The organism is Sphaerisporangium dianthi (assembly GCF_042654065.1).
Classification (GTDB): domain Bacteria; phylum Actinomycetota; class Actinomycetes; order Streptosporangiales; family Streptosporangiaceae; genus Sphaerisporangium; species Sphaerisporangium dianthi.
This window is the reverse complement of the sequence record NZ_JBHSFP010000004.1, coordinates 167,475-181,924: the sequence shown is the minus strand read 5'-3', so window position 1 is coordinate 181,924 and position 14,450 is coordinate 167,475. Positions and strand designations below refer to the sequence as shown.

15 protein-coding genes are annotated in these 14,450 nt (G+C 69.2%); 9 read left to right on the top strand and 6 right to left on the bottom strand.

The annotated features are described in order from the left end of the window. Window positions 1-169 precede the first annotated feature (169 nt). The 3 genes from ACFO60_RS08730 to ACFO60_RS08720 all read left to right on the top strand — a co-directional run bounded on the left by ACFO60_RS08730 (window position 170) and on the right by ACFO60_RS08720 (window position 5,267). Window positions 170-2,686: a transglycosylase domain-containing protein gene (locus tag ACFO60_RS08730; protein ID WP_380838972.1), complete on the top strand. Its 2,517-nt coding sequence runs from the start codon at window positions 170-172 to the stop codon at window positions 2,684-2,686. Window positions 2,687-2,698: 12 nt separating this feature from the next. Beyond that, window positions 2,699-4,048, top strand: a complete 1,350-nt coding sequence (locus tag ACFO60_RS08725; RefSeq protein WP_380838970.1) for a glycosyltransferase family 87 protein — start codon at window positions 2,699-2,701, stop codon at window positions 4,046-4,048. A gap of 199 nt (window positions 4,049-4,247) precedes the next feature. Beyond that, on the top strand, window positions 4,248-5,267 hold the full coding sequence (locus ACFO60_RS08720; RefSeq protein WP_380838968.1) for a mannosyltransferase family protein: 1,020 nt from the start codon (window positions 4,248-4,250) through the stop codon (window positions 5,265-5,267). A 101-nt stretch (window positions 5,268-5,368) separates the two neighbouring features. Here the strand turns inward: ACFO60_RS08720 and ACFO60_RS08715 are convergent, their stop codons facing one another. Continuing rightward, window positions 5,369-6,124, bottom strand: a complete 756-nt coding sequence (locus ACFO60_RS08715; RefSeq protein ID WP_380838966.1) for a deoxyribonuclease IV — start codon at window positions 6,122-6,124, stop codon at window positions 5,369-5,371. 99 nt (window positions 6,125-6,223) lie between these two features. Between ACFO60_RS08715 and ACFO60_RS08710 the strand changes: the two genes are divergently transcribed. After that, window positions 6,224-6,409, top strand: a complete 186-nt coding sequence (locus ACFO60_RS08710; RefSeq protein ID WP_380838964.1) for a hypothetical protein — start codon at window positions 6,224-6,226, stop codon at window positions 6,407-6,409. Window positions 6,410-6,525: 116 nt separating this feature from the next. On the opposite strand, the gene ACFO60_RS08705 is transcribed toward ACFO60_RS08710, so the two are convergent. Then, complete coding sequence (locus tag ACFO60_RS08705) at window positions 6,526-6,834, bottom strand: hypothetical protein (RefSeq protein ID WP_380838963.1); 309 nt, start codon at window positions 6,832-6,834, stop codon at window positions 6,526-6,528. A 251-nt stretch (window positions 6,835-7,085) separates the two neighbouring features. Here ACFO60_RS08705 and rpsF point away from each other — a divergent pair, with 251 nt between their 5' ends. The 4 genes from rpsF (at window position 7,086) to rplI (ending at window position 8,811) form a co-directional block, all read left to right on the top strand. After that, window positions 7,086-7,376, top strand: coding sequence for a 30S ribosomal protein S6 (gene rpsF / locus ACFO60_RS08700; protein WP_380838961.1), 291 nt, complete (start codon window positions 7,086-7,088; stop codon window positions 7,374-7,376). Between the two features lie 100 nt (window positions 7,377-7,476). Next, the gene (locus tag ACFO60_RS08695) at window positions 7,477-8,040 is read left to right on the top strand and encodes a single-stranded DNA-binding protein (protein ID WP_380838959.1); all 564 of its coding nucleotides are present in this window, start codon (window positions 7,477-7,479) and stop codon (window positions 8,038-8,040) included. 71 nt (window positions 8,041-8,111) lie between these two features. After that, the gene (rpsR, locus tag ACFO60_RS08690; RefSeq protein WP_061256131.1) at window positions 8,112-8,348 is read left to right on the top strand and encodes a 30S ribosomal protein S18; all 237 of its coding nucleotides are present in this window, start codon (window positions 8,112-8,114) and stop codon (window positions 8,346-8,348) included. A gap of 16 nt (window positions 8,349-8,364) precedes the next feature. Next, window positions 8,365-8,811 carry a 50S ribosomal protein L9 gene (gene rplI / locus ACFO60_RS08685; protein WP_380838957.1) on the top strand — a complete coding sequence of 149 codons (447 nt, stop codon included), beginning with the start codon at window positions 8,365-8,367 and terminating at the stop codon, window positions 8,809-8,811. Between the two features lie 302 nt (window positions 8,812-9,113). Here rplI and ACFO60_RS08680 read toward each other — a convergent pair whose 3' ends face one another. Next, entirely contained in the window at window positions 9,114-10,424 is a 1,311-nt protein-coding gene (locus tag ACFO60_RS08680) for an MATE family efflux transporter (RefSeq protein WP_380838955.1), read from the bottom strand. Between the two features lie 303 nt (window positions 10,425-10,727). On the opposite strand from ACFO60_RS08680, the gene dnaB reads away from it, so the two are divergent. After that, window positions 10,728-12,083 carry a replicative DNA helicase gene (gene dnaB, locus ACFO60_RS08675; protein ID WP_380838953.1) on the top strand — a complete coding sequence of 452 codons (1,356 nt, stop codon included), beginning with the start codon at window positions 10,728-10,730 and terminating at the stop codon, window positions 12,081-12,083. 42 nt (window positions 12,084-12,125) lie between these two features. Here the strand turns inward: dnaB and ACFO60_RS08670 are convergent, their stop codons facing one another. The 3 genes from ACFO60_RS08670 to ACFO60_RS08660 all read right to left on the bottom strand — a co-directional run bounded on the left by ACFO60_RS08670 (window position 12,126) and on the right by ACFO60_RS08660 (window position 14,413). After that, on the bottom strand, window positions 12,126-12,947 hold the full coding sequence (locus tag ACFO60_RS08670) for a helix-turn-helix domain-containing protein (RefSeq protein WP_380838951.1): 822 nt from the start codon (window positions 12,945-12,947) through the stop codon (window positions 12,126-12,128). Between the two features lie 70 nt (window positions 12,948-13,017). After that, window positions 13,018-13,770, bottom strand: a complete 753-nt coding sequence (locus tag ACFO60_RS08665; RefSeq protein ID WP_380838949.1) for an SDR family NAD(P)-dependent oxidoreductase — start codon at window positions 13,768-13,770, stop codon at window positions 13,018-13,020. 61 nt (window positions 13,771-13,831) lie between these two features. Continuing rightward, entirely contained in the window at window positions 13,832-14,413 is a 582-nt protein-coding gene (locus ACFO60_RS08660) for a TetR/AcrR family transcriptional regulator (protein ID WP_380838947.1), read from the bottom strand. Window positions 14,414-14,450: the final 37 nt, after the last annotated feature.

Sequence of the window (14,450 nt, the reverse complement as noted above, 5' to 3'; positions counted from 1 at the left end):
CGCGCCCGCCGGTGGAGACCACTCAGCGCCGTCGGCGCCGGCGTACGACCAGGGCTCCGGGCGGCGTGCCGCCCCGCAGCCGGTCCCCGATGCGGGATGGACCTCTCCACAGCGCCCCCCGACCGGACGCCCAGCCCCCGGCCCCCGTCCCCGCCCGGCCGCGGCCGATGTGCGGCAGCCACCCCCCGGCGACCCGCGCCGGGGCCAGGCGGCGGCACGGCCCCGCCGCTCCGAGGCGGCGTTCGAGGACACCCAGTCGATGGGCCAGGTGGCCGGGTCGGCACCGGGCGCCCAGCGGCGTGAGGTCTCCGACGCCGAGACCGCGGTGAACCGCGACGCCGGCGGCGCGAGGCGTTCTCGCAGGGCTCCGGGGGGTTCCGCGCGTGCCGGCGGTCCGGGCGGACGTGGCGGCTCCGACGGTCCAGGAGGTCCCGGCGGACGCGGTCCCGGCGACGAGCCCCCGGGTGGGCGCCGGGCGCGGCGGGAGGAGGAGCCCGGCGGCCGCGGCTGGAAGCGGTTCCTCCCGAACTGGAAGATCGTCATGGCGGCGTTCGTCGTCCTGGCGGCCGGCGTCTTCGGCATGATCGCCGTCGCCTACGCCAACACCGAGATGCCGACGGCCGCCCAGGAGACGGCGACCTCGCAGGGCAGCCGGTTCTACTACGCCGACAACTCGCTCATGGCCAGCCTCGGCACCGAGCGGCGACTGGTGGACATCAAGGACGTGCCGCAGTACGTCCGCGACGCCGTGGTCGCCGCCGAGAACAAGACGTTCTACACCGACCCCGGAATCTCGCTGTCGGGCATCGTGCGCTCGGCGTGGAGCACCGCCACCGGGGCCCAGGTGCAGGGCGCCTCCACGATCACCCAGCAGATGGCTCGCGCCTACTTCAAGGGCCTCAGCCAGGAGCGGACGGTCAAGCGGAAGGTCAAGGAGATCTTCATCGCCGTCAAGCTCGACAAAGAGTGGTCCAAGGACAAGGTCCTCGAGTACTACCTGAACATCGTTCCCTTCGGGCGCAACACCTACGGCATCGAGGCGGCGGCCAGGGAGTTCTTCGGTCACGGCGTCAAGAAGCTCACCCCCGCCGAGGCCGCGTACCTGGCCGGCCGCATCCAGCAGCCGGGGCAGTTCGACATAGCGGAAGAGCAGAAGAAGGACTTCTCGGGCACGAAGTTCCGCTTCGAGTACGTGCTGAGGCAGATGGCCGAGGTCAACCCGCAGAAGTACGGCAACTACCCGACGACGCTGAAGTACCCCAAGCCCAAGCCCCGCACCATCTCCCAGGCCTTCGCCGGCCTGCACGGGTACATGATCACCGAGGTGCTCAAGGAGCTCGAGTCGGCGGGCATCAGGCGCTCCGACATCGAGACCGGCGGGTACAAGGTCTACACCACCTTCGACAAGAACCTCATGAAGGCGGCCAGGACGGCGGTCAAGCAGACCACGGCCGGCCTGCCCAAGGAGGTCCACACCGGCCTTGCCGCGGTCGACCCGAACAACGGCCGGGTGGTGGCGTTCTACGGCGGTGACAACTACCTCGGCAAGCACCCCGACCAGTTCAACGAGGCGTTCCAGGCCCGCAAGCAGGCGGCGTCGGCGTTCAAGCCGTACGTGCTCGCGGCGTGGCTGAAGGCCGGGAACAGCCTGAAGAGCTATGTGACCGGCAAGCAGCCGCTCAAGCTCGAGGGCACCACGCCGATCTTCAACGGCCACTCCACCCCGCAGTCCATGAACATCGTCTACGCGACCCAGCACTCCATCAACACCGCCTTCGGCCAGATGGGCGCCGAGGTCGGGCTGGACGCGGTCAAGCGCATCGCCGAGGACGCCGGGCTGAGCAAAGAGAGCCTCGACAAGGACGTCGACGAGCACAGGTTCCTGTTCTCCATCGGCAGCGCCGGTGTGACCCCCGTCGAACAGGCGGGCGGGTACTCGATCTTCGCCAACAAGGGGAAGCACTACAAGACGCACACCGTCGTCAAGGTCATCGCGCCGGACGGCACCGAGGTCGTCAACGAGGACAAGTCGCCCAAGCAGGTCATCTCCGAAGATGTGGCGGCGGACTCGATCGTGGCCCTGCGGTCGGTCGTCAAGGGCGGAACGGGTACGGCGGCGGCGCTGGCCGACCGTCCGGTGGCGGGAAAGACCGGAACGAACAACGACAACAAGGAAGCCTGGTTCGTCGGCTTCACCCCGCAGTTGTCGACGGCGGTCGGCATGTACAAGGAGGACCGCAAGACCGGGGCCGAGCTGTCGCTGGGCAACAACTTCGACGGAGGCACCGTGCCCGCCCGCGTCTGGCGGGCGTTCATGAGCGAGGCGATGAAGGGGCGCAAGCCCATGGAGTTCCCGCCGCCGTCGAACATCGGCAACCCGCTGGACCTGGCGCCCAAGCCGGTCCCGACGCCGACGCCCACCGCCGACCCCGGCTTCCCCGACGGCGACGGCTTCCCTGACGGTGACGGCTTCCCCGACGACAATGGTGCCCCGAACGACAACGGCAACCCCAACGGCAATCCCCAGGGCGACTGCATGCCCTGGGACGACTCCTGCAACAACAACGGCGGCGGTGGCGGGGGTGACCCGTACAACCAGGGCAGCGCCCCGAGCGGCGCCGCCACGCCGGTCCCCACCCCGACCGCGTCGGGCGGACGCCGCTCGACGCCCGCGCCCTCTCGCTGATCGGACGACGTCATGACCCGTTCCACGTCCCTGCCGGGTCCCGCCGGCTCCGTGGCGCGCGCCGCGCTGCCGTTCGTCCCCCTCGGGCTGCTCGCGGCCGTCGGGGCGATTCTCGCGTACGCATGGAAGGCGCCGTGCCGGTTCGGCGGGGCGTGGAACGACGGCACTCAGCAGTTCCTCAACTTCTGCTACACCGATATCTATCCGCTGTGGTGGAACGAGAAGCTCGACCAGGGCGTCACGCCCTATTTCGGACATCCGGTCGAATACCCGGTCGGCATCGGCTCCCTGATGTGGGGCATCCAGAAGCTCGTGACGGGCACCAGTGATCCGGGCGTCCGGTTCTACGACCTCACCGTGATCGTCATGGCCGTGTCGCTGGTGGCCGGGGTGGTCATCATGGTGGCGCTGGCCGGCCTGCAGGGCCGGCCGTGGGACGCGGCCTGGTACGCGGTGGCGCCCGCGCTCATCCTCACCGCGTACATCAACTGGGACCTGATGTGCGGCGCGCTCAGCCTCGGCGCCTTCCTCGCCTGGTCCCGGCGGGCGCACTTCCTGGCAGGAGTGCTGCTCGGCCTCGCCATCGCCACGAAGTTCTACCCGGTGATCTTCTTCGGCCCTTTACTGCTGCTGGCTCTGCGAACGCGCAAGCTGTCGCCCTTCCTGTGGACGCTGGGCGGCACGGTGATCACGTGGGTGGTCGTCAACCTGCCGTTCATGCTGCTGGCGTTCACCGGATGGAAGAGGTTCTACGTCTTCAGCAGCGAGCGCGGAGCCGACTGGGGGTCGCTGTGGTTCTTCTTCCAGAATCGGCAGTGGCCGTTCCTCGGTGACGCCGCGCGACTGGACACCCTCGGCATCGGGTCGTTCGCCCTGCTCTGCCTCGGCATAGCCCTGCTCGCGCTCATCGCGCCCACCCGGCCGAGGCTCATGCAACTCTGCTTCCTGGTGCTGGCCGCCTTCATGGTCACCAACAAGGTGTGGTCTCCGCAGTACGTGCTGTGGCTGGTGCCGTTCGCGGTGCTGGCGCGGCCGAACTGGAAGCCGCTGGCCCTGTGGCAGGTCGCCGAGTGCTGGTACTTCTTCGCGATCTGGCTGTATCTGGTGCATGTGCAGTCGGGCGGCGAGGCACTCGGCATCGGCGACGGGGCCTACTTCACGGCGGTGTGGGCGCGGGCGATCACCATCGCGATCATGGTGGCCTTCGTGATCAGGGACATCATGCGTCCCGAGCACGACATCATCCGGCAGGGCGGCGTGGACGATCCGGTGGGCGGGGTCTTCGACGGCGCCGAGGACCGCTTCGTCCTGCGGGCGCCGACTCGGCCGGTGGTGCGGGAGCCCGCTCCCGGTCCTTCATGACCGCTGTGGTTTTGTGTGATCTCTGATCGAGAGTCCGGCTTGACCCCCTATTCTCCTATGTGTGCAGACCTCCCCCCAGGAGACCTCCCCACCGGAGCCGGAGCCGGCACCGGAGACCGTCTCTCCGGTGCCTGTACGTTCCTCCACCGGCGATGCGCTGTTGGCGTGGCTGGGGTCGCGCCTCGGGATAGTCGTCGCGATGACGGTCGGTGCGGGGGTGCTGGGCGGCGAGGCGAACAACACGCCGTTCCTGGAGCGCTGGGTGCACTGGGACGCCGGGCTCATGGTGAAGATCGCGAAGTTCGGCTACGGCGGTGATCCGGCCGAGAACCCCGACGCCGGCCTGCCCGCCTTCTTCCCCGGGATGCCCCTCGCGCTGCGCCTGGTCCACGTGATCGTCCCCGACTGGTCGCTCGCCGGTCTGCTGATCTCGTTCGTCGCCGGCGCGGTGGCGATGGTGGCCCTGGCACGGCTGGCCGACTTCGAGGGACCTGCCGGCGCCGGACGGCGGGCGGTGCTCGCGATCCTGATGTTCCCCATGGCGGTGTTCCTGTTCGCCGGGTACAGCGAGTCGCTGTTCCTGGCGTTCGCGATCCCCGCCTGGCTGTACGCGAAGCGCGGAGACTGGTCGGCGGCGGCGCTGCTGGCGGCCGGCGCGTCCTGCGTGCGCATCACCGGCCTGTTCCTCGCGCTCGCGCTGATCGTGGAATTCGTCGTGCGGCGCGAGCGGGTTCGTCAGGCATGGTGGCTACTGGTCCCGTTCCTCCCGCTGGTCGCCTACTCGGCCTACCAGCACGGGCGCACAGGCGACTGGCTCGCCTGGCAGCACGCGCAGCAAGCGGGCTGGGGACGGGAGATGGTGTGGCCGTGGCAGTCGTTCATGACCACCTGGAGCATGGCGGGCGGAGACGGGCAGTTCGTCTGGGCGTTCCGCATGGAGATCGCCGGAGCTCTGCTCGGCGGCGCCGTACTGATCTGGCTGCTCGTGGCGCGCAGGTGGAGCGAGTTCGTCTACGTCGGCCTGCAGCTCGGCGCCCTTTTGTTCTCGGCGTACTACCTGTCGGTCCCGCGCGCGGCCCTGCTGTGGTGGCCGCTGTGGGTGATGCTCGGCAGGGTGTCGGTACGCCACCGCTGGGTGCTGGTGTTGTACGCGCTGGTGGCCGGGCCGCTCATGGTGCTGAACACGCTGACCTTCATGAGAGGCGCCTGGGCGGGTTGACGCGCCCGTCCGGGGGGTCGCGTCCGCGGAGGCTTATCGCGCGCCGCCCTTACCCCTTTTCCCGTCGCCGTAATCCAGGGGATTTATCCACAGGCTGTGGATCAAAGGTGCTCACGGAGGAAGGCGATGTCGGCCGCCTGCCCGTCGGAAGGGGTCTCCACGACGATCGGCGCCCCCGCGGCACGGCACACGCCCAGGATCAGCTCAGGGTCGATCTGTCCCTTGCCGAGGTTGGCGTGCCTGTCGGCGCCGGAGTCGAAGGCGTCGCGTGAGTCGTTGCAGTGGATCAGGTCGATGCGCCCCGTGATGGCCTTGACCCGGTCGACCACGTCGGCGAGCTCTTCACCGCCGGCGTGCGCGTGGCAGGTGTCCAGGCAGAACCCCACGTCGAAGCCGTCGAGCGCCTCCCACAGCCGCGCGAGGCGCTCGAGCCTGCGCGCCATCGCGTTGCCCCCGCCGGCGGTGTTCTCGATCAGGACGGGGATCGGGGTCTCCAGACGCTCGAAGACCTTGCGCCAGTTGTCGAACCCGACCTGCGGATCGTCGTCCTTGCCGACGTGACCGCCGTGCACGATCAGACCCTTGGCGCCGATCGACGCCGCCGCCTCCAACTGGCCGGCGAGCAGTTTGCGGCTCGGGATGCGGATGCGGTTGTTCGCGGTGGCGACGTTGATCACGTACGGGGCGTGGATGTAGACGTCGATATCTGAGGTGGCGAGGGCCGCGGCGTTCTCGGGCAGCACCGGCCCTTTCCACCCCTGCGGATCGCCCAGGAAGAACTGCGCGACCTCGGCGTCGCGGGCCGCCGCATGAGTCAGCGGGTCATCTCGGTCGACGTGAGCTCCGATACGAACCATGGGACGAGCCTAGCCGTTTCAAGGCCTGCACCAGGGGCAGTGGGAGCGCCAGGCTGGTACGCCCTGAGACTCGCGTGCCGTGACATATAGGAGACGACTGTGGCCTACTACCGCCGCGGGGTCAGCCTCTTAGGCCTGATCTACATTCTCATCGGCATCTACGTGGCATGGGTTCACGATTACATCACCCCCTCTTTGCTCAGGAGGATCGCCCAAGCCCTGCTCGCTGTCTTCCTGTGGTTCCTGATCCTGCTCGGAGTCGACCTCCACATCGGCGGCGAGTGATCGGTGGGGCGCCTCGGGGGGCGCCCCATCACGGAGGATCCTGCCGGGCGGACGCGCCCGGTCGCCCCACCCGCGGCCGATGAGCCCGCCGCCATGGCCGCGTGGTGCCGGCTCGGTCAGATGAACCCGCCGTGAAACACGCCCATCGCGACGCCGACGAACGACATGACGATGGCGACGATGTTCACGGACCGCTCGGCGGTCGTGGCCGACACATATTGGGAGTACATCCCCACCACGAAACCGATCGTTCCCGCCCATGAGGCGACGATGTGCGCCGCCACCATCGGGCCGCTGATGAACGCGATGACGCCGCACGCCAGCGCCACCAGCGTCAGGACGTTCTCACGGGTGTGGCTCCCGCCGTCGGAGTTCAGCGTCAGGTGGAAGTGCTCTCTGCCTGCACGATCTGTGGCAGATGGCATGACAACCACCTCCTTTCCTATTCCTCCCGTTTCCTGCCACGTTCCCGTTGTGACGGTCGGCAATCGCGGCAGGCCGGTCGTGCGGCCCTGGTAGACTTCCTGGGCTGCGTCGCATATGCGTGCCGTTCGGCATGCCGAACATCGGCCACGCGGTCGCCCTGCCACCGAAAGGCGAGGGCGACGACGTCAGCGTCCTCCTGTCACGGCATGGTGTCGTGACCGCAAAAGTCCAGAGGAGGTTGGAAGTCCGCATGCGTCGTTACGAAGTGATGGTCATCCTCGACCCGTCCCTCGATGAGCGCACGGTGACTCCCTCGCTCGACCAGTTCCTCACCGTCGTCCGCAACGATGGCGGCACCGTGGAGAAGGTCGACGTGTGGGGTCGTCGCCGGCTGGCCTACGACATCATCAAGAAGTCCGAGGGCATCTACGCCGTCATCGACCTGACGGCGGCTCCGGCCACCGTCAAGGAGCTCGACCGCCAGCTCAACCTGAACGAAGGCATTCTGCGCACCAAGGTGCTGCGCCCCGACATGCACTGAGCGGCTCCGAGTCCGCGGAAGCCCGGCTTTTGTCGGGCGGTGGCCGTACTCTGAGCCCCGACAGGCTGCGCAGACTCACGCAGGAAGGCGAAAGCGACCGATGGCAGCAGGCGACACAACGATCACCATCGTCGGCAATCTTGTCGACGACCCCGAGCTGCGTTTCACCCCTTCGGGGCAGGCCGTGGCCCGGTTCCGCATCGCGTCCACTCCGCGGTTCATGGACCGCCAGACCAACGAGTGGAAGGATGGCGAGAGCCTCTTCCTGACCTGCAACGTGTGGCGCCAGGCGGCGGAGAACGTCGCCGAGAGCCTCCAGCGTGGGATGCGGGTCATCGTCCAGGGGCGGCTGCGCCAGCGGTCGTATGAGACCAAGGAAGGCGAGAAGCGCACGGTCTACGAGGTCGAGGTCGACGAGGTCGGCCCGTCCTTGCGCAACGCCACCACCAAGGTCAACAAGACCGCGCGTCAGGGCGGCGGCGGCGGAGGCGGCGGGTTCGGCGGCGGCGCCGACGACCCGTGGGCCTCGGCCACTCCGGCGCCCTCGGGCGGCGGTTTCAGCGGTGGCGGCGGCGGGGGCTACAACCAGGGTGGCGGCTACAACCAGGGCGGCTTCGGCGGCGGTGGCGGTGGCGGCGACCTCAGCGACGAGCCCCCCTTCTGATCACCCACCCATTCCAGTAACCGATCGACCATTCCCGCGTCATGCGGGGCTCTCTTAGGAGGAGCACCAAGATGGCGAAGCCGGCACTGCGCAAGCCGAAGAAGAAGGTTTGCCTGTTCTGCCATGACAAGATCTCCTACGTCGACTACAAGGACACGGCGCTGCTGCGGAAGTTCATCTCCGACCGCGGCAAGATCCGTGCCCGCCGGGTGACGGGCAACTGCACCCAGCACCAGCGTGACGTGGCGACCGCGATCAAGAATGCTCGTGAGATGGCGCTGCTGCCGTACACGAGCACTGCGCGCTGACAGGAGGCTTGCAGATATGAAGCTCATTCTCACCAATGAGGTCTCGGGCCTCGGCGCGCCCGGTGACATCGTCGAGGTCAAGGACGGCTACGGCCGCAACTACCTGATCCCGCGCGGGTTCGCCATGCGCTGGACCCGTGGCGGCGAGAAGCAGATCGACTCGATCAAGAAGGCGCGCGACGCCCGCGAGATCCGCGACCTCGGCACCGCCAAGGAGGTCGCCGGCCGGCTCGGCGCTCTGCGGGTCACGCTGAAGACGCGCGCCGGCGACTCCGGCCGCCTGTTCGGCTCGGTGACCACCGGTGACATCGCCGACGCCGTCAAGGCCGCCGGCGGTCCCACCCTGGACCGCCGTCGCATCGAGATCACCAACGCGATCAAGAGCGTCGGCTCCCACCGCGTCTCGGTCCGGCTGCACCCCGAGGTGTCCGCCAACCTGGACGTCGAGGTCGTCGGCTCCTGACCGTGCCGGCTCCGGCCGCCGGCGGCCCGTACTCCCGCTCATGGGAGGGCCGCCCGCGGCTTAGGTCCACAAAGGCCCCTTTCTGCTAAGAAAGGGGCCTTTTGCCGTCCCCGAGGAGACCGGCCTGGTCGTCCAGAAGGACGACCCGCTGGTGAGCCGCGTCGACAAGGCGGATCGGCGAACCGGAAGACCTCCGGTGAACCGGCGAAGATCGAGTCCCGATGGCCCGGATCGGCGGCCGGTGCGCCGGAGCCGAAGCGTTCTTCACCGACCCTCACGCGCGTGGGTTCCCCGCAGGGTGCTCAACCGCCGGTGACGAGCCAGGCGCGTCCGTACGCGCGCGACCCGAGGGTGACCAGGCGGGCCGCCATCCACAGGCCGAACGCCGCCCACAGGGCGACCAGGCCGCCGCCCAGGTGGACGACGGCGAACGCGACGGGAAGGTAGACGGCCGTCGTGATCGCCGACGCCCAGGCGAGGTATCGCCGGTCGCCGGCGCCGATGAGGACGCCGTCCAGCACGAACACCACGCCTGCCAGAGGCTGGAGCAGCGCGACCGGCCACAGGACCGCGACCAGCTCGGCGCTCACGGCGGCGTCGGCGCCGAACAGGTGCGGGATCACCGGCCGCAGCACGATGAGGGCGGCGCCCAGGACGATCCCATAGCCGACGCCCCAGGCCACCATGGTCCGCGTGGCGGCCCGCGTGTCGGCCGTGCGCCCCGCGCCGAGGGTGCGGCCGGTGATGGCCTGGCCGGCGATGGCGATCGCGTCCAGGGCGTAGGCGAGCAGCGACCAGATCTGCGTCGCGATCGCGTGCGCCGCGAGCTGGGCGACGCCCATGCGGGTCGCCACGACGGTGGCCGCGATCAGCACGATCCTCAGGCACACCGTACGGATGATCAGCGCGATGCCCGCCGCGCCTGAGGCCCGCACGCCGGCCAGGTCCGGCCGTACGGGGACCTTGTGCTCACGGGCCGCACGGGCGATGACGAGCAGGTAGACAAGGGCCCCGAGCCCCTGGGCCGCCACGGTGCCCCAGGCGGAGCCGGCGATGCCCCAGTGGAACAGCAGCACGAAGGCGGCGTTGAGCACGGCGTTCAGCGCGAACGACCCGACCGAGACGACCAGCGGGGTGACGGTGTCCTGCAGGCCGCGCAGAACGCCCGTCCCGGCCAGGATGATCAGCATCGCCGGGATGCCGAGCAGGCTGACGCGCAGGTAGGTGACCGCCTGCCCGGACACCTCGGGAGCCGCGCCGAACCACTCGACGATCCACGGGGCGATCGGCCAGCAGATCGCGATCAGTGCCAGCCCGATCGCCGTGGCGAGCCAGAGCCCGTCGATGCCCTGCTTGACCGCCCGCAGGAGGTTGCCCGCGCCGACCTGCCGGGCCACTGCTGCGGTGGTGCCGTACGCGAGGAAGACGCAGACGTTCACCAGGGTGGTGAGCGCGGCGCCCGCGATGCCGAGGGCGCCGAGCGAGGCCGTGCCCAGGCGGCCGACGATGGCGTAGTCGACGAGGATGAAGAGCGGCTCCGCGACCAGGGCGCCGAAGGCGGGGACGGCGAGCCTGAGGATCTCCCGGCTGCCGACACGAGGGGTAAGAGCCACTTGTCTATATTGCCCCTTACCTCAGCATGCTCGGCACCGGCTCCTCCGGTCGTCGGCCTGTCGCGCAGACTTTCTTTTCTCCACAGCCCGTGGATACTGTTTCCCCTGCTCAATAGGGGGTCTGTGGTTGTCCCCAACAGTTATCCACAGAGTTGTCCCCAGTGTGCCCACACCTCCGGCGGAGAACTGCACACGTTATCCACAACGTTGTCGACAGGACGCGTTGCCGCTTGCGCGATTACCGGCGAAACTGTCACCCCGGCTACTTCGGGGGTGGCACGGGGGAGTCAGGAGGGCCGCCAGTTGAGCAGTGAAGTCATCCCGGCCTTCGACGCACCGTTCGAGCGTACGCCCCCGAGCAACATCGAGGCTGAGCAGTCCGTGCTGGGCGGCATGCTGCTGTCCAAGGACGCCATCGCCGACGTGGTGGAGGTCCTGCGCTCCGACGACTTCTACCGGCCCGCGCACCAGGTCATCTACGACGCCATCCTCGACCTGTACGGGCGGGGCGAGCCGGCCGACGCGGTGACGATCTTCAGTGAGCTGTCCCGGCGGGGTGAGATGGCCCGGGTGGGCGGCGGCACCTACTTGCACACGCTCACCGCCATCGTTCCCACGGCCGCCAACGCCGGCTACTACGCCAAGATCGTGCGCGAGCAGGCCATCCTGCGGCGGCTCATCGAGGCGGGCACCCGCATCGTCTCCTACGGCTACGGCGGGCAGAACGAGGAGGTCGACGAACTGGTCGACCGGGCCCAGGCCGAGGTCTACGCGGTGACCGAGCGCCGCACCAGCGAGGACTACCGCCCGCTGTCGGAGATCATGCCGGGTGCGCTCGACGAGATCGAGGCCATCGGCAGCCGCAGCGGCCAGATGGTCGGCGTGCCCACCGGCTTCCAGGACCTCGACGCCCTGATGAACGGCCTCCACCCCGGCCAGATGATCGTCGTCGCCGCCCGTCCCGCGATCGGAAAGTCGACGCTGGGGCTTGATTTCGCCAGATCCGCTGCGATCAAGCACCATATGACCACGGTCGTGTTCTCCCTGGAAATGTCGCGCAACGAGATCACGATGCGCCTGCTGTCGGCGGAGGCGCGAGTGGCGCTGCACACCATGCGTTCCGGCACGATGAACGACGAAGACTGGACGCGTCTCGCCCGCCGCATGAGCGAGGTCGCCGAGGCGCCGCTGTTCATCGACGACTCGCCGAACATGTCGATGATGGAGATCCGCGCCAAGTGCCGGCGGCTCAAGCAGCGTCACGACCTGCGCTTCGTCATCGTCGACTACCTCCAGCTGATGAGCTCTCCGAAGAAGACAGAGAGCCGCCAGCAGGAGGTCTCCGAGATCTCCCGGGCCCTCAAGCTGCTGGCCAAGGAGCTGGAGGTTCCGGTCATCGCGATCTCCCAGCTCAACCGTGGCCCCGAACAGCGCACCGACAAGCGCCCCCAGGTGTCCGACTTGCGCGAGTCTGGGTCGATTGAGCAGGACGCGGACGTGGTGATCCTGCTGCATCGGGAGGACGCCTACGAGCGCGAGTCGCCGCGGGCCGGCGAGGCCGACCTGATCGTGGCGAAGCACCGTAACGGTCCCACCGCGACGGTGACCGTCGCCTTCCAGGGCCACTACAGCCGCTTCGTCGACATGGCCCCGCACTGAGCCCTTGCCACGGGGCGCGGCCTGATCGAGCAGGACCGGCCGTTACGACGAGGGCCGATCCGGTCGGGAGGCCATCTCGCGCAGGGTGGCGGCCGTGGACTCGTCGGCGGGGTAGAACGACTCGATGGCCAGCTCGGCGACCGTGATGTCGAGGGGAGTGCCGAAGGTCGCGATCGTGCTGAAGAACGCGAGCTCGCCGCCCTCGTGGCGCAGGCGCAGCGGCACGACGATGTCTCCGGGGCCGGGGATCTCCACCTCCGGTTCCGGCTGGTCGCACGGATAAGAGCGCAGCTCCTGGTCCAGCGCCTCCAGTTGCGGGTCGGCGGTGAGCGAGATCTGGCGGCGGAGCCGGCCGAGCAGGTGCCCCCGCCACTCACCGAGGTTGACGATGTGGGGGGCCAGGCCGTCCGGGTGCAGGCTGGCGCGCAGCACGTTGGCGGGCGAGGCGAGCAGGCCGGGCGACACCAGCCGCGTGAACAGCGAGAGGCTCGCGTTGCCGTCCACGAGGTTCCAGCGGCCGTCGACCACGACCGCGGGGTAGGGCTCGTGCCCGGTGAGGACCTGCCGGATCGCCCCGCGCACGGCTCGCATGCCCGGCGCGTCCAGCGTGCTCTCGGAGAAGACGGGGGCGAACCCCGCCGCCAGCAGCAGGCGGTTGCGCTCGCGCAGCGACAGGTCAAGGTGCTCGGACAGGTGGAGCACCATCTCGCGGCTCGGATTGGACCGCCCGGTCTCCAGGAAGCTCAGGTGCCGGGCGGAGATGTCGGCCTGGATGGCCAGGTCGAGCTGGCTGAGCCGGCGGTGCTCGCGCCACTGGCGGAGCAGCTCGCCCACCGGCCGCCGGGACAGCGCCGTCATCGTCATGGCCCTGAGGGTATGCGCCGCCCGGCGCCGCCGCGATTACGCCCCGGGTAATGGTGCCCGGTGACTCACGTCAGGCGGTGGAGCCGCCGTCCACGACGAGATCGTGGCCGACGGCGAAGCCGGCGTCGTCGGAGGCGAACCAGAGCACCGCCGCGGTGATCTCGTCGAGCGTGCCGACCCGGCCGATGGGCAGCTGTGCCTTGATGCGGGCGGCGCGGTCCGCCTCGGTCTCGCCCGGGCGCATGGACATGGGGGTGTCGTGCGGTCCCGGGCTCACCGCGTTAATGCGGATGCCCTCGCCGATGTACTCGAGCGCGGCCGTGCGGGTCAGCGCCGCCACCGCGGCCTTGGACGCGGCGTAGGCGCCCAGGCCGGGGACCCTTTTGTGCGCGCCGATCTGCGACGACACGTTGATGATCACACCGGTGCCGTGCCGGCGCATGGCGGCGATCTCGTGTTTCATCGACAGGAAGACGCCGGTGGCGTTGGCGTCGATGGTGCGCGCCCAGTCGTCCTCGTCGATGTCGGCGACGTGGCCCATGGTGAGGACGCCGGCGTTGTTCACCGCGACGTCCAGCCTCCCCTCCCGCCGCATGATCTCGCCGACGAGCCGGGCGACGTCTGCGGAACTGGTCACATCGGCGGTCAGCGCGGTCGCCCGGCCGCTCTCGGCCTCGACGAGCCGGACCGTCTCCTCCAGAGGCTCGCGCCGGCGGCCGGCGGCGAACACCGTCGCGCCTTCCCGGGCGAAGCCGCGCGCGACGGCCCGGCCGATGCCGGACCCCGCCCCGGTGACCAGTACCACTTTGCCGTCGAACCTCATGGTTTCTCCCTGGCGGATGCCTGCGTGATTCTTTCCAATATTAGATCGTTCGTTCTGGTATTCAGTCGAGTACCGACAGGGCCTGCGCCGCGGCGTCACGCAGCCGCTGATGGTCGGGAGAGCCCTTGCTCACCAGCCGCAGGCCTTGCAGGAAGACCAGCAGGAAGCGGGCCAGCGCCCGCGGGTCGCGGTCGTCCGGCAGTTCGCCCTGCGCGCGGGCCCGGGTCAGGGCCGAGGCCAGCGCGGTCTCCATGGCCGTCCAGTTGGCGTCGAGGATGCGGGTGACCTCCTCGTCGCCCGGGAGCATCTCGGCGGCGGCGTTGACCACCATGCACCCGCGCCGTCGCGGGTCGCTCATGGAGTCGGCGGCGTAGAACTCGACCAGCGCGCGCACGGCCGGCAACGCGGGGCCGGGCTGGGAGAGGATCTCGAGGGGCGAGGGCCTGCGAGTCTCGATGTAGCGGCGCAAGGCGAGCACGAACAACTCGTGTTTGCCGCCGAAGGTGGAATAGAGGCTGGCACGGGCGATGCCGAGCCTGTCGACCAGGTCGGCCATCGAGGTCGCCTCGTAGCCGCGTTCCCAGAACAGCTCGAGGGCGGCCTGGAGGGCCTTCTCGGGGTCGAACTCCTTCGTGCGTGCCATGGCATCCGACCCTATCAAGACTGTACGGTCTAATAAA

Excerpts from the sequence above, each read along its gene's own strand:
- rplI (WP_380838957.1), top strand. The coding sequence starts at position 8,365 with ATGAAGCTCATTCTCACCAATGAGGTCTCGGGCCTCGGCGCGCCCGGT.
- ACFO60_RS08720 (WP_380838968.1), top strand. The coding sequence starts at position 4,248 with ATGACGGTCGGTGCGGGGGTGCTGGGCGGCGAGGCGAACAACACGCCG.
- rpsR (WP_061256131.1), top strand. The coding sequence starts at position 8,112 with ATGGCGAAGCCGGCACTGCGCAAGCCGAAGAAGAAGGTTTGCCTGTTC.
- ACFO60_RS08670 (WP_380838951.1), bottom strand. The coding sequence starts at position 12,947 with ATGACGATGACGGCGCTGTCCCGGCGGCCGGTGGGCGAGCTGCTCCGC.
- ACFO60_RS08715 (WP_380838966.1), bottom strand. The coding sequence starts at position 6,124 with ATGGTTCGTATCGGAGCTCACGTCGACCGAGATGACCCGCTGACTCAT.
- ACFO60_RS08665 (WP_380838949.1), bottom strand. The coding sequence starts at position 13,770 with ATGAGGTTCGACGGCAAAGTGGTACTGGTCACCGGGGCGGGGTCCGGC.
- rpsF (WP_380838961.1), top strand. The coding sequence starts at position 7,086 with ATGCGTCGTTACGAAGTGATGGTCATCCTCGACCCGTCCCTCGATGAG.
- ACFO60_RS08695 (WP_380838959.1), top strand. The coding sequence starts at position 7,477 with ATGGCAGCAGGCGACACAACGATCACCATCGTCGGCAATCTTGTCGAC.
- ACFO60_RS08725 (WP_380838970.1), top strand. The coding sequence starts at position 2,699 with ATGACCCGTTCCACGTCCCTGCCGGGTCCCGCCGGCTCCGTGGCGCGC.
- ACFO60_RS08705 (WP_380838963.1), bottom strand. The coding sequence starts at position 6,834 with ATGCCATCTGCCACAGATCGTGCAGGCAGAGAGCACTTCCACCTGACG.
- ACFO60_RS08660 (WP_380838947.1), bottom strand. The coding sequence starts at position 14,413 with ATGGCACGCACGAAGGAGTTCGACCCCGAGAAGGCCCTCCAGGCCGCC.